This is a genomic window from Flagellimonas sp. (genome assembly GCF_965222555.1).
Classification (GTDB): Bacteria; Bacteroidota; Bacteroidia; order Flavobacteriales; family Flavobacteriaceae; genus Flagellimonas.
In genome coordinates this window covers 580,209-599,829 of record NZ_CBDCUG010000005.1, presented here as the reverse complement: position 1 = coordinate 599,829, position 19,621 = coordinate 580,209, and the positions used below count along the sequence as shown (strand labels likewise).

At 38.2% G+C, this 19,621-nt stretch carries 22 protein-coding genes; 21 read left to right on the top strand and 1 reads right to left on the bottom strand.

The genetic code is table 11. The features are described 5' to 3' along the window. Window positions 1-10 precede the first annotated feature (10 nt). The 17 genes from ACOQO1_RS11205 (at window position 11) to ACOQO1_RS11125 (ending at window position 13,122) form a co-directional block, all read left to right on the top strand. Entirely contained in the window at window positions 11-1,156 is a 1,146-nt protein-coding gene (locus tag ACOQO1_RS11205; RefSeq protein WP_420602963.1) for a tetratricopeptide repeat protein, read from the top strand. Between the two features lie 43 nt (window positions 1,157-1,199). Next, window positions 1,200-1,673: a hypothetical protein gene (locus ACOQO1_RS11200; RefSeq protein ID WP_420602962.1), complete on the top strand. Its 474-nt coding sequence runs from the start codon at window positions 1,200-1,202 to the stop codon at window positions 1,671-1,673. 4 nt (window positions 1,674-1,677) lie between these two features. After that, window positions 1,678-2,226, top strand: coding sequence for a crossover junction endodeoxyribonuclease RuvC (gene ruvC / locus ACOQO1_RS11195; protein ID WP_420602961.1), 549 nt, complete (start codon window positions 1,678-1,680; stop codon window positions 2,224-2,226). Further along, window positions 2,227-3,363, top strand: a complete 1,137-nt coding sequence (gene hemW, locus ACOQO1_RS11190) for a radical SAM family heme chaperone HemW (RefSeq protein WP_420602960.1) — start codon at window positions 2,227-2,229, stop codon at window positions 3,361-3,363. After that, a complete protein-coding gene (locus ACOQO1_RS11185) occupies window positions 3,360-4,109 on the top strand; it encodes a cyclase family protein (RefSeq protein WP_420602959.1) in 750 nt (249 codons plus the stop codon). The genes hemW and ACOQO1_RS11185 overlap by 4 nt, the downstream gene beginning before the upstream one ends. Before the next feature lie 21 nt (window positions 4,110-4,130). Further along, entirely contained in the window at window positions 4,131-4,574 is a 444-nt protein-coding gene (locus tag ACOQO1_RS11180; protein ID WP_420602958.1) for a DUF1569 domain-containing protein, read from the top strand. Window positions 4,575-4,588: 14 nt separating this feature from the next. Further along, window positions 4,589-5,212, top strand: coding sequence for a DUF4230 domain-containing protein (locus ACOQO1_RS11175; protein ID WP_420602957.1), 624 nt, complete (start codon window positions 4,589-4,591; stop codon window positions 5,210-5,212). A 6-nt stretch (window positions 5,213-5,218) separates the two neighbouring features. Then, window positions 5,219-5,623, top strand: coding sequence for a Dabb family protein (locus ACOQO1_RS11170; protein ID WP_420602956.1), 405 nt, complete (start codon window positions 5,219-5,221; stop codon window positions 5,621-5,623). Next, the gene (locus tag ACOQO1_RS11165; RefSeq protein ID WP_420602955.1) at window positions 5,620-5,982 is read left to right on the top strand and encodes an MmcQ/YjbR family DNA-binding protein; all 363 of its coding nucleotides are present in this window, start codon (window positions 5,620-5,622) and stop codon (window positions 5,980-5,982) included. Before ACOQO1_RS11170 ends, ACOQO1_RS11165 begins: the two co-directional genes overlap by 4 nt. Before the next feature lie 127 nt (window positions 5,983-6,109). Beyond that, on the top strand, window positions 6,110-6,508 hold the full coding sequence (locus tag ACOQO1_RS11160) for a response regulator (protein ID WP_420602954.1): 399 nt from the start codon (window positions 6,110-6,112) through the stop codon (window positions 6,506-6,508). Window positions 6,509-6,585: 77 nt separating this feature from the next. Continuing rightward, window positions 6,586-7,128, top strand: a complete 543-nt coding sequence (locus ACOQO1_RS11155; protein WP_420602953.1) for a heme NO-binding domain-containing protein — start codon at window positions 6,586-6,588, stop codon at window positions 7,126-7,128. Further along, window positions 7,121-9,502, top strand: coding sequence for a PAS domain-containing sensor histidine kinase (locus tag ACOQO1_RS11150; protein ID WP_420602952.1), 2,382 nt, complete (start codon window positions 7,121-7,123; stop codon window positions 9,500-9,502). Before ACOQO1_RS11155 ends, ACOQO1_RS11150 begins: the two co-directional genes overlap by 8 nt. Then, window positions 9,499-10,626: an FIST signal transduction protein gene (locus ACOQO1_RS11145; protein ID WP_420602951.1), complete on the top strand. Its 1,128-nt coding sequence runs from the start codon at window positions 9,499-9,501 to the stop codon at window positions 10,624-10,626. The genes ACOQO1_RS11150 and ACOQO1_RS11145 overlap by 4 nt, the downstream gene beginning before the upstream one ends. Continuing rightward, window positions 10,627-11,685, top strand: coding sequence for a sensor histidine kinase (locus tag ACOQO1_RS11140; RefSeq protein ID WP_420602950.1), 1,059 nt, complete (start codon window positions 10,627-10,629; stop codon window positions 11,683-11,685). Beyond that, window positions 11,675-12,001 carry an Hpt domain-containing protein gene (locus tag ACOQO1_RS11135; protein ID WP_420602949.1) on the top strand — a complete coding sequence of 109 codons (327 nt, stop codon included), beginning with the start codon at window positions 11,675-11,677 and terminating at the stop codon, window positions 11,999-12,001. The genes ACOQO1_RS11140 and ACOQO1_RS11135 overlap by 11 nt, the downstream gene beginning before the upstream one ends. Window position 12,002: 1 nt before the next feature. Continuing rightward, complete coding sequence (locus tag ACOQO1_RS11130; RefSeq protein WP_420602948.1) at window positions 12,003-12,713, top strand: LytR/AlgR family response regulator transcription factor; 711 nt, start codon at window positions 12,003-12,005, stop codon at window positions 12,711-12,713. 106 nt (window positions 12,714-12,819) lie between these two features. Then, window positions 12,820-13,122: an STAS domain-containing protein gene (locus ACOQO1_RS11125; RefSeq protein ID WP_420602947.1), complete on the top strand. Its 303-nt coding sequence runs from the start codon at window positions 12,820-12,822 to the stop codon at window positions 13,120-13,122. A gap of 60 nt (window positions 13,123-13,182) precedes the next feature. Here the strand turns inward: ACOQO1_RS11125 and ACOQO1_RS11120 are convergent, their stop codons facing one another. Continuing rightward, window positions 13,183-14,919: a T9SS type A sorting domain-containing protein gene (locus ACOQO1_RS11120; protein ID WP_420602946.1), complete on the bottom strand. Its 1,737-nt coding sequence runs from the start codon at window positions 14,917-14,919 to the stop codon at window positions 13,183-13,185. Between the two features lie 401 nt (window positions 14,920-15,320). Here ACOQO1_RS11120 and ACOQO1_RS11115 point away from each other — a divergent pair, with 401 nt between their 5' ends. The 4 genes from ACOQO1_RS11115 (at window position 15,321) to ACOQO1_RS11100 (ending at window position 19,617) form a co-directional block, all read left to right on the top strand. Next, window positions 15,321-16,778: an MBOAT family O-acyltransferase gene (locus ACOQO1_RS11115; RefSeq protein WP_420602945.1), complete on the top strand. Its 1,458-nt coding sequence runs from the start codon at window positions 15,321-15,323 to the stop codon at window positions 16,776-16,778. Window positions 16,779-16,787: 9 nt separating this feature from the next. After that, window positions 16,788-17,828 (top strand): hypothetical protein, encoded by a 1,041-nt coding sequence (locus ACOQO1_RS11110; protein ID WP_420602944.1) that lies wholly within the window; start codon window positions 16,788-16,790, stop codon window positions 17,826-17,828. 195 nt (window positions 17,829-18,023) lie between these two features. Then, window positions 18,024-18,389 carry a response regulator transcription factor gene (locus tag ACOQO1_RS11105; protein ID WP_097046729.1) on the top strand — a complete coding sequence of 122 codons (366 nt, stop codon included), beginning with the start codon at window positions 18,024-18,026 and terminating at the stop codon, window positions 18,387-18,389. A 1-nt stretch (window position 18,390) separates the two neighbouring features. After that, the gene (locus ACOQO1_RS11100) at window positions 18,391-19,617 is read left to right on the top strand and encodes a sugar transferase (RefSeq protein WP_420602943.1); all 1,227 of its coding nucleotides are present in this window, start codon (window positions 18,391-18,393) and stop codon (window positions 19,615-19,617) included. Window positions 19,618-19,621: the final 4 nt, after the last annotated feature.

Here is a 19,621-nt window from a genome sequence, read left to right as displayed (position 1 = left end):
AAAGAAGTGGATGTTGAAGCAACTTGCTTTTCTTCTTTTTAGTATAATTATTGGTGTTAAAGCCGGAGCACAGTCTTCGGCTTTTGCGGTTGCCGATAGTCTGTACCTATTGGGCAACTATGTTGAGGCCATTAATACGTATGCAGGCATTGGAGATGAAAAATCCAGCCTTCAGATTGCTCGAGCCTATACCGCTATAGGCAATAATGAAAAGGCCATTGCCCAATACTTGGACGTTATTGGCAAAAATCAAGATCAGGTTCTTGCAAAATTTGAATTGGGGAAGCTTTATACTAAAACCAAGCAATGGGAAGCATCACAAAAAATATTTGAAGGATTAACTAAAAATGGCTCCGACAATCCTGAGTTCTATTTTTATCTGGGGAGTGCATTGCAAAAGCAAGGAGCGAGTGAAAATGGGAACAAGGCTTTGAAGAAAGCTGTGGAATTGGACAGTACCCACCTTCGCAGTATTTATCTTTTGGGGAAATATTATGTGGGAGCAGAGTTGCCTACCGAAGCACATAAAATTTTGGATTTGGGGTTAAAGTCAGCTCCAAATGATCCCGCCCTTATCAACTTAAAAGCGTTGGCTCATTTTAACAATGGATACTTTGCAGAAGCAATACCGCTATTTGAACGCTTGTTGGAACTTGGAGAAACAAAACCTTTTGTGTATAAAAAACTGGGCTATGCTTGTTTTAAAGACTGGGATTTTGAAAAAGCTAAGAAGTATTATCATCATCTTGGACAAATACCAAACTTTGAAGCTGATGCATACTTTGGCTTGGGGGAGGTTTTTTTCAAAGAACAACAATTGGATAGCGCCAAAGTCTATTTTAAGAAATCCATAAAGGAGCGCAGATATATTTTTGATAAGGAATATGCTAGTCTTGGTCGTATAGCGCGATTGCAAAACCAATTAAAAGAGTCTTTGGACAATTATACCAAGGCTTGGGAGGAGAATAAAACAAATTACTTTAGTTATTATCAAGTTTGTGTTTTGGCCGATGAATATTATAAAGACCCCCAAACCAAACTTCGCTACTATGAAAAATTGCTTAACGACTTTAAAAATGTAATGCCATTCATTAAAGAAAGAGCCGAAAAACGCGTGTCCGAATTAAAAGAGGAAATACACTTTGCCCAGAAATAATTCGTTCAAAAAATCGTAATTTCAGCCAAATATTTGGGGCTGTATGCGGAAGCTTATATTGTTGTCATTTTTGGGTTTGTTTACATCATGTGAGCTTTTCACGTCCAAAGAAGAACAGACCAAAAAGAAAGTTGATGAAGAACTTTTGGCCATAGACTGGAATGATGTAGATCAATACCCGCTTTTTGACGGTTGCGACGAAACTGTTTCCAAACAGATTCAAAGAGAATGTTTTCAGAACAAAATGTTACAAATAGCTGCTGATACATTAGACAGCCTATCTTTTGAAGTGGAGAACGATTTGGAAGACACCCTTTATATTGATTTTAAAGTGGACGAACATGGTTTTATCTCCATTCTGGAAATTGAAGAAAAGCAAACGATATTAAATGAAATAGCTGATTTTAATGAACAAATTTCAGAGAGATTGGTAGATTTAACTGTTGCTCCAGCACTAAAAAGAGGAATGCCAGTGAGTCTTAGGTTTCGTCTCCCACTGGTACTAAATACACGATGATAATTTGGCAGAGAAAATCATTTTAGGAATCGACCCTGGAACAACGATCATGGGTTTTGGAATCATCAAAGTGGTCAACAAACAAATGCACTTTGTGCAGATGAATGAACTGATGCTCAGAAAATACGAAGATCCTTATACGAAGCTTAAACTTATTTTTGAACGGACCGTAGAACTCATCGACACGTACCATCCCGATGAGATTGCCATTGAAGCTCCATTTTATGGAAAAAATGTGCAGTCCATGCTCAAATTGGGACGTGCTCAGGGCGTTGCTATGGCAGCTGGACTTTCCAGACAAGTTCCCATTACGGAATATATGCCCAAAAAGATAAAAATGGCCATTACCGGAAACGGAAACGCAAGTAAGGAACAGGTGGCTAAAATGCTTCAGAGTGTTTTGAAGCTAAAATCACTTCCCAAAAATTTGGATAGCACCGATGGACTTGCTGCGGCGGTTTGCCATTTTTATAATGAAGGTAGGGTTGAGGTAGGTAAACATTATACCGGATGGGAGGCTTTTGTGAAACAAAATCCTAAAAAAGTGAAATAAATGGCAGGAATATATATTCATGTGCCGTTTTGCAAACAAGCTTGTCATTATTGCGATTTTCATTTTTCCACACAACTGGGAAAGAAAGAAGCCATGTTATTGGCACTTCAAAAAGAACTTGAACTACGTAAAGATAAGTTTCAGTCTGAAGTCGTTGAAACCATATATTTCGGAGGAGGAACGCCTTCTGTCTTGGAAACTTCGGAAATAGAAGGTCTAATCAATACAGTATATGACAATTACGAAGTAACGGGTAATCCTGAAATTACCCTTGAGGCCAATCCAGATGATTTATCCAAGAATCGAATAACCCAACTGTCCCAAAGTCCAATTAATCGACTAAGTATTGGCATCCAATCTTTTTATGATGAGGATTTAAAGTTGATGAATCGTGTCCATAATGCCTATGAGGCCGAAGATTGTATCAGAGAGGCCAAAAAGTATTTTGACAATATCACCATCGATTTGATTTATGGCATTCCTGGAATGGACAACAATCGATGGAAAAGTAACATTGAAACAGCATTGTCCTTTGACCTACCGCACATCTCAAGCTATGCCTTGACGGTTGAACCCAAAACAGCTCTCAAAAAATTTATTGAAAATGGGAAGGTTCCAGACGTAGATGATGAACAGGCTCAGGAACAGTTCAATATCCTGGTTACGGTTTTGGAGAAAAATGGATTTGTAAACTATGAGATTTCCAATTTTGGAAAATCTGGCTACTTTTCCAAGAACAATACTTCGTATTGGCAGGGAAAGAAATATATGGGTATAGGTCCTTCGGCACACTCTTTCGACGGAAAAAATAGAAGTTGGAACATTAGAAACAACATAAAATATATTAAAGCATTGGAAAGCGGAACCCTGCCCATGGAGGTTGAGACTCTGTCTTTGACGGATAGGTACAACGAATATGTAATGACGGGTTTGAGAACTATTTGGGGTGTTTCGCTACAAAAGGTTGAAAGTGATTTTGGAAAACCTCATTCCAACTATTTACTTGAGCACTCAAAAAAATATTTAGACCAAAACTTGTTGTACTTGGAGGAGGGGAAATTGTTGGCCACCCAAAAAGGAAAGTTTTTGGTGGATGGAATTGCATCAGACCTTTTTATGGTTAACTTGGAATCATGATTGCCACCATAAAATATAACTCCAGAAACCATAAAATAGATTTATCCAAGCCTTTGGATCTTTCTATTCCACTTCAGGGAGGAAAAAATAATGTCAATGCTTGGTATTTAAACCCGCCCACCATCCAAGCACATCAGGAGGGGGATTTTATTGGAAAGGTATCCGAAGGAGCACCGGTAAACTTCAATGATATTTGGTTCAACCCCCATTCGCATGTGACACATACCGAATGTTTGGGTCATATTACTGAGGATTTCCATTCCATAAATCAGAACCTGAAACAGTTCTTTTTCTTGGCGGAAGTGATTACCGTTGCACCAGAAAAAAGAGGGGAAGATTTCGTGATATCGGATAAACAATTGAAATATGCTTTGGGCAACAAAAAAAGGGATGCATTGGTCATACGGACCATTCCAAACCTTAAGGACAAACTTTCCCGGCAATATTCAAATTCGAACCCGCCCTATCTTTTGGAGGAGGCCGCTAAATATCTTGTTGAAAAAGGAATTGACCATTTGTTGGTGGATCTACCGTCTGTGGATAAGGAAAAAGATGAAGGAGTACTGTTGTCTCATAATGCCTTTTGGAACACCACCGGGAAACCAAGAACCAAAGCAACTATTACTGAGTTTATCTATGTGCCGAATACGATTGAGGATGGTTGTTACTTTTTGAATCTTCAGGTAGCACCTTTTGAAAATGATGCCAGCCCCAGTAGACCGGTTTTGTTTGAAATTATTAAATGATTCAATCAAATAGTTCAAGATATGTCCGAGATATTCACTGAAGAGGTAATGCAAGAATTCTTTTTGCGAATTGAGGAGCTGACCATAGAACAGGAACCTTCCTTCGGAAAAATGAACGCTCATCAAATGATATGTCATTGTACGGATTTTTTTAGGATGGCAATGGGAGCAAAAAAAGCTTTGGAATATGGAAATGTGGATCCCAATGAGATCAAAGCCGCTGCAAGACAGGGAAAAACAGTTCAAACCCCAAAAGGCTTTGGGCAGGTTGAAGGAAATGGAACAAAACCCACCGATTTTGAAGAAGACAAGGAAACATTGAAAAAGTTCATTCTTGAATTTATGCAATTGCCAATAAATCACGAATTTGCACCACATCCATATTTTGGAAATTTAACCAAGGAGAAATGGGAACGATTGGCAATCTATCATTTGAACCATCATCTAGAACAATTTAATGTATAAATTAGTGGACGGATATGGATAGTATATTGGAAGCTTTCTTAGGACTTGTTCTTGGAGCGATACTCATGTATTGGGTGTTCTCCTTTTTTCGAAAGAAAAAGAACAAAGAGCAGACCAAGCAACAATCCACAGTGTTGTTGGACAAAATTAAAAGCGTTTGTAAGCTCATTTCAGTTGAAGGGGATTTTGCGGAGATCTATCATTATGAGAATACCAAGGGTGGATTAATGAACCTCTTGAGCAGTAAGAAGAAAGCATTGGTCATTGTAAAGGCCAAGGCCCATATAGGATATGACCTTCAAAAACTTGGTTTAAAAGCGGACAACACAAACAAAAGGATTGTTCTAACCAATTTTCCGGAACCAGAAGTGCTCTCCATTGAACCCGAGCTACAATATTATGATGTAAAGAATGGGTTGTTCAATAGTTTTTCTTCGGAAGACCTCACCAAAGTGAACCAGGAAGCTAAAGAACATATCAAACAAAAAATTCCAGAGAGTGGCCTTATGCAGACCGCTAGAAAAGAAGCCTTACAGGCCGTGTTGTTGGTGGAGAAAATTGTAGAGACCATTGGCTGGACTTTGGATTACTCCGCGTTGGAGATCACAAATAGGGAAAAACAAGCTTTGGAAGAATAACGGATTATGAAAACAAGAATTATTACTTTATTGTTGATAAGCGCAATAACAACAACTGGACTTGCACAAACTTCTGATGATATGAAAACCTTTGACCCGGCATTTGCCCATACCGTTTATTTTTGGTTCAAGAACCCAGATAATAAAACGGACAGGGCAAAGTTTGAAACCTCACTAAAGACCTTTTTGAAGCACTCCAAATTTGCAAAAACCAATTTTATTGGTACTCCGCCTGTTGCCACAAGGGATGTGGTTGATGGTTCATTTACCTATTCGTTAATAGTGACTTTTGAATCGGCTGAAGCACAAGAAGGCTATCAGACCGAGGAGGCTCATTTGACCTTTATAGAAGAATGTAAGGACCTTTGGGATAAAGTAATAGTGTATGACTCATTTGGCATTAAGCAATGAATGTAGAAGAACTTAGAACGTATTGCCTTAATAAAAAGGGAGTAACAGAAGAGTTTCCTTTTGATGAACACACATTGGTATTCAAGGTAATGGGAAAAATGTACGCGTTGATTGCTTTGGAAAGGATGCCGCCACAGTGCAATTTAAAATGCGATCCTGAAAAGGCAATTGAACTTAGGGAAGAGTACGACGGTGTCATTACCCCAGGTTACCATATGAGCAAAAAACATTGGAACACACTTTTTTTGGATCACTTGGCTCCAGATTTGATTAAGAAACTTGTAGACCATTCCTATGAGTTGGTGGTGTCTGGTCTAACAAAGAAACTAAGGAGTGAATTGGAATCTCTTAAGGAATGATAAGAAAAATCTCTTAGATTTCACCGAAACATTTTTACCATTCGTCGACAGTTTCCCCAGATTTAACTATTTTGTAGTCCTTTTCTGAGGATAATTTTAAAATTTTGTATCCTAAATTAATTGTGCCATGAATGTGCTTTTCATAGAAGACGATATGATTGAGACCATGAAATTGCAGCGTGCAATTTCAAAGTTTGAATCCAAGCACAAGATTATCGAAGCTAAAAATGGAGAAGAAGCTTTGGAAATCTTAAAGGATGGCGTACTTCCAGACATTATCCTTCTAGACTTAAACATGCCCAGAATGAGCGGGATAGAATTTCTATCTACAATTAAAGCAGATGAAAGGCTCAAATATCTACCAACAATCATTTTAACCACATCCGAAAACCGAGTGGATTTATTAAAATGCTTTGAAATTGGAATCGCAGGCTACATTATAAAACCTTTAAAATACGAGGATTACGAGTCCAAGCTTAAGAAGGTTTTTGACTACTGGGAAATCAGCGAATTGATCAAAGGCTAACAAAAATCGGTATTTCACAACATAATTTTTAATATTAGGTAGTACAATTCCTACTTTTAAATCATAATATTCTTATTATGAAAGGAATTGTTTTTACCGAGTTTTTGGAAATGGTGGAGGCTACCTATGGTTTAGAGGTTGTCGACTCCATAATTGAAAACTGTGATCTTCCTTCTGGTGGGGCATACACTTCTGTGGGTACATATGACTTCAATGAGATGGTCAGTCTAATATCAGAACTGAGCAACACCACGGGCATATCCCAACAAAATCTGTTATACTCTTTTGGATATTATTTGTTTGAAGGTCTTGTTACTGCCCATCCAGATGTAGTTGCCAGCTATAAAAGCCCGATCGGGCTTTTAAATTGTATAGAGGATCATATACATGTACACGTAAGAAAGCTATATCCTGACGCTGAACTCCCCCAATTTAAAATCCTTTCCAAGACCGATAATTCCTTGGAAATGATCTATACATCTTCACGAGGATTGTATGCCCTGGCTCATGGACTGATAGTAAAGACGTTTGAGCATTTCGAAAAATTGGTAAAAGTAGATTACAAATTATTGAATGAAAACGGCACTGAGGTCAGGTTTGCTATCGTCCAAAATGGATAATAACCAAGTTTCCATATTAAAACGTGCATTGGAACGGGAAAAAAAGGCCCGTAAAACAGCCGAGCACCTTTTGGAGAACAAGGCTAAAGAGTTGTATGATGCCTCACTCCATCTTAAGGAAGCCAATGGCCGTTTAGAAACTTTGCTGAACAATAAAGGAAACCGAATTGACAGTGCGTTCATCAACATTATAGATCCTTATGTGGTCATGGATATGATGACCAATGTGATCAATATGAATGCCTCGGCCAAGGAATTTTTGGGTTATGACCATACAAAAGAAGAGGTAAATCTTTCCAATCTTGTGCATCCAGATTATGTGGAGTATACGGCAGAATCATTCAAGACCTTAATGCAGGTGGGGATACTCAAAAATTATTCAGCCAAAATCATAACAAAAACTCTTGGAGAGAAATACGTAAACATCAATGCCAGCCTTATTTATAATGAAAGTGGAAGCCCAATAGCTGCCCAAGGCGTTATCCGTGATATTACTCAGGAAGTTGAGATTCGCAATCTCTTGGAAAACCAAAAAAAACAACAGGACATTATTGTTGAGAATTCCTCTTTGGGGATTTTGTTGATTGTAAAGGACAAAATAATAAAGGCCAACAAGTCCTTTGTGGAGCTTTTGGGATATTCAGAACTGGAACTTAAAAAATTATCAATTAATGATATATCCTCACTGGAGGATAGCAACCTATATGATGACTTGGTACAAAAAAGTTTGGAAGATGATACCAAGAAATTTTCCATAGTTCGAAAGTTCTATAAAAAGAATGGGGACACTTTGTATGGCAAAACATCCATGAGTTCCCTTAAAGATTCCAGCGGAGACATTGAATACAGTGTGGCCATGATCGAGGACATTACCCATGAAAAGATTTCAGAGGAAAAAATAAGGGCCTCCGAAGAACGTATGACCACCTTGATCAAAAATTTGCAAACTGGAATTTTATTGGAAGACCAGGACCGGAAGATTGTTTTGGCAAACCAAAAATTTTGTGACTTGTTCGGTATTCCCGTTTCACCAGATGTGTTAAAGGGTGTCAATAGCGAAAAATCCATTCATAAGTACAAGCATATGTTTTTGGAGCCTGAAGAGGCCATGAAAGGAATAGATCAAGTAATTGGGAAAAAGGAGGTGGTCACTGCAGATGAAATGGAGTTGTTGGATGGAAGGACCTTTGAAAGGGATTACATTCCATTGTTCAATAAAGACGAGTATCAAGGGCATCTGTGGAGTTACAACGATGTTACCTTAAGAAAGAACTACCGAAAGAACCTTGAAATACAAAAAGAAAAATACAGTAGCATAATAGCCAATATGAATTTAGGTCTTGTTGAAGTTGACAACGATGAAAATATCTTAATGGTCAACCAAAGTTTTAGTGATATGATCGGAAGATCAACAGATGATTTAATCGGGAAAAACGCAAAGGAAGCTATAACCATTATAGATGAGGATAGGCAGAAACTGGACCTGCATAACCAGAAAAGAAAAGAAGGGATTTCAGATTCCTATGAAGTGGAGGTGCAAGTCGCAAATGGCGAAAAACGATTTTGGTTGATCAGTGGGGCACCAAGATATGATGATGCAGGAAAAGTTATCGGTTCTATTGGAATCCATCTGGATATTACCGCTCAGAAAAACCTTGAACTTCAAAAAGAGAACCTTTTAAAAGAGCTGGAGGCAAGCAACAAAGGCTTGCAAGAATATGCACATATTGTGTCCCATGATCTTAAATCCCCTTTGAGAAGTGTTAGTGCCTTGGCCACATGGATGTATGACGATTATAAGGATTCCTTGGATGAAAATGGCAGGTACAATCTTAAAATGATGCAAGAGAAAATAGAGGGAATGGACAAATTGATTACGGGCATTCTTAAATACTCTACGGTGAACAGCGATACCTTGGACAATACAAGTGTGGATGTCAATGAGGTTATCCGAGAAATAGAAGAGATTATCTACATCCCCGAAAATGTAAAAATAAAGACCAAAAAGAAATTGCCATCAATTAAGGCGGATAAAACCAAAATCCATCAACTGTTTCAAAACTTTTTGAGCAATGCCGTTGTGAACATTGATAAAGAAGATGGATTGGTGGAGATAGACTATAAAGAAGACAAAACCCATTGGGAATTCAGTATAAAAGATAACGGAGTTGGAATCCCAAAGGAATACCACCAAAAGATTTTTCAAATATTCCAGTCCATTGGAAGCAATGAACGTTCCACTGGGATCGGACTTTCCATAGTCAAAAAAATTATTGATAGATATCACGGAAGAGTTTGGCTGGAAAGTGAGATTGGAGAAGGGACAACCTTCTATTTTACATTACAAAAAGAATCTAAAACTAAGAAAACATGAAAGTAAATCAGGCAAGACGTTTTAAAGGGAGTGAGTGGGAATTCATTCAGAATCAACCATTAAAAGAACCATTGGTGTTGGTATTTGGTGACAGATATCTCTTGGAATCGGAAAAAATACATGATGAGGTAAGAGAACTATACCCCGACGGGCATCTGGTTTTTGGGTCTACCTCCGGGGAGATTATGGAAACCAATGTATATGAAGAAAGCATTACCGTAACGGCAATTGAGTTTGAACGTACAAAATTTGAAATTGTAAGCGAAAATGTGTCCAACTATGTAGATATTGAAAAGATGGGATTGGCCATTTCAAATCAGTTCAATGCCAAAGAATTGAACCATATGTTCATTGTTTCCGATGGTAGTTTTGTAAACGGTAGTGGACTTATCGATGGACTTGAATCAGCTGAAGGATTTGAAGCTTCCATAACGGGCGGTTTGTGTGGAGATGGCGCTCGATTTGAAAAAACACTGACTTCGTATAATGAAAATCCGAAGCAAGGAGAAGTTATTGCCATAGGGTTTTATGGTGAAGATTTGGAAGTGTCCTATGCCAATTTTGGGGGTTGGACGCCTTTTGGCCCAGAAAGGACCATTACTAAATCTGAAGGGAATGTACTCTATGAAATTGATGGAAAACCTGCCCTTGATCTGTATAAAAAATACTTGGGAGACAAAGCAGATGAGCTTCCGCAGGCAGCTTTGCTATACCCGCTTACGGTTCAGCAAAATGATGAATCAGAGCCATTGGTACGTACCATTCTTAACATTGATGAAGATGCCAACTCCATGATTTTGGCAGGGGATATGCCGTTAAATTCCAAAGTGCAATTGATGATGTCTACAATGGATGACATTGCCGAGGGCGCTTCCAACGCAGCAGAATTGGCCATGAGGGATAGAAAAAGCAAACCTGAACTGGCCATATTGGTAAGCTGCGTAGGCAGAAAATTGGTGCTTGATCAGCGAACCGAGGATGAAATAGAAGAAGTGGCCGATATTATCGGAGGTCAAGCCAAAATAACAGGATTCTATTCCTATGGAGAAATGGCACCGTTTGCCGGCAAAAATGAATGCCAATTGCATAATCAAACCATGACCTTAACATTATTGAGTGAATAGATGCATTCTCTGCTTAAAAGACAAATAAAGAAGTTTTTGCCCAAGGAATTGGCCAAGCATCCAGAGTTGGAAGTGTTTTTTGATTCCGTTAGCAAGTCGTATTCAGATTTTGATGAAAAACTGAAAATGATTCAGCGGGCCACGTCTTTAAGTTCAGAAGAATTGTATGCCGCTAATTTAAGGTTGAATAAGGAAGCAGAGAGCCAGCGAAAGGTGTTGGAGTCCTTGAGCAGGGCTGTCGCTTCCATGCAAGACAAAACTAGCGACCGTGTAAATGGGAAACTGGAGTTTAATCCACAAAAATTGGTGGAGGACATTGAAAAGCAGGCCCATAAATTGGTCAAGATCACCGCAGAAAAAGATATGCTGCTCAAAAATCTGGAACAGCAAAACGAATCGCTGAACAATTATGCCCATATGGTGTCGCATGATCTAAAATCCCCTATCCGTAACGTACATTCTTTGGTTAGTTGGGTGTTTGAGGATGGACATGACGGCTTTAAGGAACAAAGCAAGGAAAATGTGCAGCTTATTTTTCAGAATCTGTCCAAAATGGACAGTCTCATTGACGGTATTTTAAGACATTCCACCATAGATTCCATTCAGGAAAATGCATCTACGGTTGATCTTAATCAACTCATTGCTGAAATAGAACAAACCATCTATGTGCCTGCAAATGTCACTATAAAGAAGAGCAAGCACCTTCCAAAATTGTATACAGGTAAATATCGCATAGAACAATTGTTTAAAAACTTGATTACAAATGCCGTAGCTGCAACTGAGGAAAAGGCAGATGGTTGTATCATGATCGATGTAAAAGAGGAGAAGGATGGATGGCTGTTCAGCATCACCGATAATGGAAAAGGAATACCTAAACATTTACAGACAGGAATTTTTGGTATGTTCAAAAAATTGGAAAACAACTCCGGAGCTACGGGGATTGGCCTTGCCTTGGTAAAGAAAATTATAAACTACTACAAAGGGGATATCTGGTTGTCTTCCGAAGAAGATATGGGGACCACTTTCTTTTTTACAATTAAAAATAACTATGATGGCTGAAACACCAAACCTTGATTATATAAAGGAGATTTCTGGAGGTAATGAGGATTTTGAAAAGAAGTTCTTGACCATTATTCAAACTGAATTTCCAAAAGAGAAAATGGATTATATGGAACATTTGGAATCCGAAAATTTAGAGGAATCCGCAAAAATTGTTCACAAAATAAAACACAAACTTGGGATTTTGGGACTGACAAACGGGTACAAACTTGCCGTTAAGTTCGAAGAGGATCTTAAGTATGGAGATACAAAGCTCAAAGATGAGTTTCATGAAATATTGCAATCCGTTGAGGAGTTCATTTTAAAAATAGCCTAAAGTGAGATGTATTATAGTAGATGACGAATCAAGTGCGAGGGCCATTGTAATGGAACTATGCAAAACCATTCCTGATATGGAGGTGGTTGCAGAATTCCCCAATGCTTTGGAGGCATTAAAGTTTTTGAAGCATACCTCGGTAGACCTTATTTTTTTGGATATCCATATGCCAAAGCTCACTGGAGTTGATTTTATTGAAATGGCTACAGACCCACCTATGATTGTATTAACAACATCCGACAAAGATTTTGCGATTGAAGCCTATGGTTATGAGTTTATAGTGGACTATTTGGTGAAACCAATAACGCAAGAGCGTTTTCAAAAATGTGCGGCAAAGTTGGAAAACGCTTTCAACAAATCACGTTCGGAAACTACAGTGGCCAATATGGGATTGAACGAGGATGAAGATTTGTATATCAATATAGACCGACGATTGATCAAACTGAAGTTTAGGGATATTCAGATTATAGAGGCTCAAGGGGATTATATTGAGATAAAAACTCAAAAAGAGCGTTACAGAGTGCATTCCACATTAAAAAAAATAAAGGAAAAACTTCCAGAGTCCAGATTTCTTCAAATACACCGGTCGTTCATCATAAATTTTACGCAAATTATAGATATTCAAGATAACAGTGTGTTGATAGAGCGAAATGTGATACCAATCAGTAGGTCCAATAGGCCGGAATTGATGCAACGATTGAACCTTTTATAAAAAAGAAGGAAAAGTACTACAATTTAACAGTTATTTTACGTTACTATATATGAACACTTGTATGAAAATGTTAGGACGATTGAATAACCAATTAAATCTTTAGCATATGTCATTGGAAATTAAGGAGAAGCACGGAATTTTTGAAATTTTGGGAAAAGTAACCACACAGCACGTAGGTGCGCTGAACTCATACTTTGATTCTATTTTGGAACGAGAAGATAGTTTTGTGGTAAGCTTGGAAAAAGTTACTGTGCTAGATTCAGGAGCTGCACATTTTTTTGAAAAATTATATCAAAAGTCCGTAAGACAGAATAAGGTAATCTCATTGATCGGCAGACAAAATTCCAGTGTAACCGATATTCTAAATGCTACAAAAACCAATTATATACTCAGTCCGGACAGAATATGAAAGATTTATTTCATAAAAGTAAAAAGCCCACCTTTTTAAAGGTGGGCTTTTTGTTTAAGACTATCTAATAATTAATCTATGTGTTTCTGAGCTTTCCCCGGATATTATTTTTAAAAAGTACAATCCAGAACGGTAACTCTCAACATTAAAAGGAGTACCCATGGTATACTTCCCTTCATAAATCATCTTTCCATCTAAATTGATAAGTTGGATAATAGGATTTTCTATGGCATCATTCCTCAAATAGAATGCAGATTTTGTCGGATTTGGATAAAAAACCGTCGATTCAAACCTATCAGGTAATACATCAATCAATTCTGGTTCATCGGGAATTGCAGCGCGCAGCGGAGTTCCTCCAGAGACCTGATATTCGTAGGCTCCAATATCAAATGCGGTCCCTGAGGGTCGGGAATCATTTTCCAAATCAAAAGTTACGCCCCAAGACGAGACATTGGATCCTGCATCCACAACATCTGAGGTTTGTGAGCTGGGACTATAATCATCATTTAAAATGTCGGTTAAACCCAATGTATCCATTTGGCGGGTCATGATATTGGAATAAATATTGGAAAGCAAACTGTCACGTGCCGATCGGTCGTTAAAGTCAAAATAACTTTCCTGATTTTGTTTCCAGGTATTGCCTCCTTCAAAATCATTACCTGGATCTACAATCAAATTATTTACAAAATAAGAGGGAACTTCATCTTGTGATGCGTACAATTTCGCCGGGTCATTGGTTTCCGTGATTTTGGTATTATAAAAAGTACCTGAATTGCCTGGCTCAATGATCGTGTTGTTCAGTACGTAGTACCCCTCATTGATATCATCAAATTCATGTCTGTTGTGCATAAAAATTCCATGAAAATCTGGCCTCACAATTACATTGTTGTAAACTTTGGTTCCGCTTTCAGCGCTAATAAATTGGATTCCCTGTCCATTACCACTGGATCCGTTGATCATAGTGTTGTTGTATACCTCATAGATTCCACCACCTATACTCATGGCAAAATCTTGGTAATACACATTGTCGCGACCATAATTACTAATGTAATTGTCCCTTATTTTTCCATTTTCCCGGATTAAGTTAAGTTGAATGCCATCCCAATCCACATCCTCTATAATGTTATGATGGATGTCCACGTTCTCAAGCCAATGCCCAAATATTTTGGTGCCGTTGCAACTTCTATTTGAATTGATTTTATATCCCCCGGTAAAGCCGACATAAATACCCTCACCACCGGTATCATGAATGTAATTATGGTGAATGTTGAGGTTTTCCAGAACAAAACCGTTCACACGCCAGGTATCCGGGTCATTGCAATAAGGATCTGTTTTGGCCATGATTCCGGCAAATCCGGCAGACGATATTTCAACATGATCTATTTCAATATCCGTGCTGAAATTTTCGACATAGATGCCAACCGCATGACTTCCGGTACCGGCTATTTCTATGCCATAGGTGTGGGATGAATCTCCTGTTCCGGTCAATCTGATGAACTTACTCTTTTTAAAAGAGATTCCGGTATAGACACTCTCGTCCAATACTACTTTCCCCCCACAGTTTTTAATGGTGAGTGGTTGTGCAGCAGTACCTTCAAAGTCATAAAACCGTATGCCGGCATAGTTTCCAGCTGGAATACAGATGGTGTCACCTGGAGAATATGTTACCTGTGATGCCCAAATAAGATTGAGTGAGGTTGAAGAAAGCCCCGATAAGGTAACATCACAGTTGCAACTCTGCGAAAAAGAATTGATTGCCCATAAAAATGGGACTAGGAGTAAAAATTTACTTTTCATATATATAGTGTTTGAGGTTATTTACAGTACCTGTTTATTAAATGCCAGCGAAGCACCAATAAGTTTGTGGGGGAAAGTAGGGGATGGTTTAAAGATATCTATTTTGTAAGATAAATCCTATAAAATAATATAATAACTACTGTAAAGCAATGCCTAACAAAAATTAAAAGTCGTCTAATGTTTTGCTGCATCTGTATATGATCCACTATGCGCAAGTGTTTTCCACATGAAAAGAACAAGAGTTTTTTATGGATAAACCTGATTGATCAAGTATCAGAATTATGTGTCTTGGGATTTTCATATACATTAATGTTAGATACACAACATAAATAAGAAAATACTTACAAATTATGTTAAAATTACGTTTTGTATTTCTTTAATACGGATGTAAATAACCAACTATGATCTTCAATTCACTTGAATTTGCCATTTTCTTACCATTGGTGTTTATACTTTATTGGTATGTCTTCAATAGAAATCTAAAGCACCAAAATCTATTGATCCTAGCATCGAGTTACTTGTTCTATGGATGGTGGGATTGGCGATTTCTTTCATTGATTATCTTCAGTACGGTTGCCGATTATTTGATTGGGAGGGCCTTGGTCAAGGAAGAAAAGTTAAATACCAGAAAGGCACTTCTATGGACCAGTATTTTGGTAAACTTGGGCTTTTTGGGCTTCTTTAAATACTACAATTTCTTCTTGGACAACTTTGTATCCGCATTCACCTTTTTTGGTAGTGAGCTGAACGCCAATTCTCTTAACATCATTTTACCAGTGGGGATCAGCTTTTACACCTTTCAGACATTGAGTTATTCTATTGATGTTTATAAAAGGAAACTGGAACCGGAGCAAGATTTTGTAGCCTTTGCTGCATTTGTTAGCTTTTTTCCGCAGCTGGTGGCCGGGCCCATTGAGAGAGCTACAAACCTTTTACCACAATTTCCAGTCAAACGACAGTTCAATTATAACAAAGCTGTAGATGGTTTACGACAGATACTTTGGGGACTTTTCAAGAAAGTGGTCATTGCGGATAATTGTGCGGAGTTTGCCAATATGATCTTTAATGGCTCAGAAAACTACTCGGGGAGTATGCTTGTTCTGGGTGCACTGTTCTTCACCTTTCAGATCTATGGAGATTTCTCTGGTTATTCAGATATCGCCATTGGTACCGCTCGACTTTTTGGGTTCAACTTAAAACGAAATTTTGCCTACCCCTATTTTTCAAGGGATATAGCCGAGTTCTGGCGAAGGTGGCATATTTCATTGTCTACTTGGTTTAGGGACTACCTGTATATTCCCTTGGGAGGAAGTAGGGGAGGAACTTCCATGAAAATCCGAAACACCTTTATCATTTTCATTGTTAGCGGATTTTGGCATGGCGCCAACTGGACCTTTATAGTTTGGGGGGCATTGAACGCCATCTATTTTCTGCCCTTGCTGTTGACCAATAACAATAGAAACAACCTAGAGGTGGTTGCAAAAGGCAAATTGTTGCCTTCCCTTAAAGAGGTTTGGGCCATGTCAACAACCTTTTTATTGACTGTTCTGGCATGGATTTTCTTTAGAGCCGAAAATCTGGGTCATGCACTTACCTATATCTCCGATATATTCTCGAGTTCTCTTTTTACCATACCCGAGTTTGATAGATACTTAGGTTTTAAGGTGGCAATGATCTTTGTTTTGTTGATTTTCTTTTTGATTATAGAATGGATGGGGAGAGAAAACGAATATGCCATAGAAGGGCTACGAGTGAGAATGAACAAAAGAGTGTACCGTTGGTCTTTCTACTTGATTATCTGGAGTTTCATCTTCATTTTTTCAGGTAACGAGCAAGAATTTATCTATTTCCAATTCTAATAATTCACCATGATAAGTAATTTGATCAAACAAGTATTGGCTTTTTCGGTAATCTGGGCTGTATTGGTGTATCTAATATGCCTTTTTCTGCCATTTCATTATTTCAATGCCGAATATCCCATGTGGAAAAGCAAGATGGAGGTGATGGAATCCAACAATACCTTCAGTAATCTTATTATTGGAGATAGTAGGGTGATAGCGGGGATCAATCCGGACGTCTTGGGTCCTAGCTACTATAATTTAGCCTTGGGAGGAGGTACTCCGATGGAAGGGTATTATTCGTTAAAACGAATGCTCAAAGTGGGTAAGAAAGTGGATACCATTATAGTTTCCTATGCTCCTCTCCATTTTGAACAATCGGAAATGTTCTGGGATCGTCAGGTAAAATATAATTTCTACAATTTGGAGGAAATTGAAGAAATTTTCAACGAGTTGAATACGGGAAACGAAACATTTTGGGAGTATGAAGGTGAGGCAAATTTTGAGGAATCGGAGAAAGGCTCATTGATAAGAAAGGCCTATAAAACCTATTTCAAGTTTCCAACGGAGTTAAGGACCGAATTGAGTAAATCATTCTTGCTACGCGGATACACCAATTATGCTGTTTACAATGAAATCAAAAATAGAAGGGGATGCTTTGACTTTGGTCGGGCGGATTTTTCCAACGATTTGAATGTGGAGGCACAGCGGATTCAATTTTCACCCAAAAAAGTCTTGGTCTCTTCATTGGAGAAAATGTTTGAATTGGCAAAGGAAAATGACATTGCCGTAGTGTATACTTCGTTGCCAATGAATCAGACTTCGTATAATGCATTGCATAAAGAATATAGAAATGGGGTAGAACAAATGGATTCTTATTTAAAGCTGAAACATCCCCATGTTCAGTTCGTAAACCCAGCCTTTGTCTCCTACGATGATACGTACTTTGGAGATGCCTCACATTTGAACAAAAAAGGAAGGGAAAAGTTCACTTTTGAATTAAAACAATTGGTAACCAAGAAGTTTTTCCAATCCGAGAATGTATTGACTGGGCTGGAATTTATGGAATAAGATGCTTCTAGTTTTTTAAAAAGAATAGGCCATATCATTGAATATGGCTTTTTTATGATGTTTTATCTCAAAACAGTGCAATATCACAATTAAAAGCCCTCACCACATAAAGCCTGCCTTTTACAACATTCAATTTATATAAAGTAATACAAATCCTACTTTTAAATAATAATAAGTACTACAAAAACAGATATCATGAAAATTCTAGTAGTAGATGACAAACAATCGCTTAGTGAATTGGTAGCCCAATTTTTGGGACAATCCCATTCAGTAACAACAATGGAAAATGGTTTGGCTGCCATTTCATGGCTCCAAGCGGGAAATTTACCGGATTTGGTAATCACCGATCTCGAAATGCCAGAGATGGATGGGTTTGAGCTTATTCGAAGGATAAAAGAGTCGGGAGTTTTCTCAGACATCCCAATTATTGTTTTAAGCTGTAGGGACAGTAGCTCTGACCGTGTGGAATGCCTACGGTTGGGAGCAGATGATTACATCGTAAAGCCATTCAACCCTGAAGAATTGATGATCAGGGTGGACAAGCTGTTAATTAGACAATAGCATGGAAATACTTACAAAGAAAAAAACAAGGATTGTTTATTTGGGATCCAACAAAAGATTTGCAGACGAGTTTCATCGCTTTTCTGAGGATGTTGAGGTCAATGCTTCGCAAAATGGTGTTGATGCCATTAGATGGCTGCACCTGAATTGCGATTTCAAAGCAAAAAAATGGATAAACGCACATCAGACCGTTGATGCAATTCTTTGTGAGCGAAATATTCCGCTAAAAGCTTTAAACGAATTTGAAGAGTACTTCGAAGAAGTGTTTGACCCCGCTCGGAAAATACCTTTTGTGCTCCTTAGTGATAAAGTCAGCAAGGAAGACAAATTGGAGGCCCTTGAACGTGGTTTTGATGACATTTTTATCCACCCCATTAGCTTTGAGCAGGTTCTGGAGAGGATAAGTTTTTTGAAAGACCTTAAATCCAATCTTCGGGAACAAAAGATCTCTTCTGGCAAAGAGGGAGTAAAGGAATACAAGATTGGATTTTGGAAAAGAAGCTTTGATATTGCCGTGGCCTCAACGGTTTTGTTACTGGCAGCACCTTTTTTGTTGCTAGTGATCCTAGCTATCCGATTGGAGTCAAAAGGTAAGGTATACTACATTTCCAAAAGGGTAGGTACCGGGTATAAGATTTTCAATTTTTTAAAATTGAGGTCCATGTACCCAGATGCTGACAAGCGCTTAAAAGAATTTCAGCATCTAAACCAATATGTGCATGATGAGGTTGAAGAAACCGAATCCAACACTTCCGAACAAAATTTGGAAAAAGGAACCACCTTGATTGGGGATGATACCGAAGTGGATGAAGTTATGCACAATGAAAAAAGAAAGCAAAGTGCAAAAAGTGCCTTTGTAAAATTTGATAATGACCCCAGAATAACAAAAGTTGGAAAGATAATAAGGAAACTGAGCATTGATGAATTACCACAATTGATCAATGTGTTAAAAGGAGACATGTCAATAGTGGGCAATAGACCATTACCATTATACGAGGCAGAAATGTTGACTACGGATGAATGGACCGATAGGTTCAATGGGCCAGCGGGCATTACCGGTCTTTGGCAAGTTGAGGCCCGGGGAAGGTCATCCAAAATGTCGCCTGAGGAACGAAAGCAACTCGATATCAAGTATGTGAAATATGCCAATAGCAAATATGCATTCTTGATTGATATGTGGATTGTACTCCGAACCTTTAAAGCAGTTTTCCAAAAAGAAAATGTATAACAAT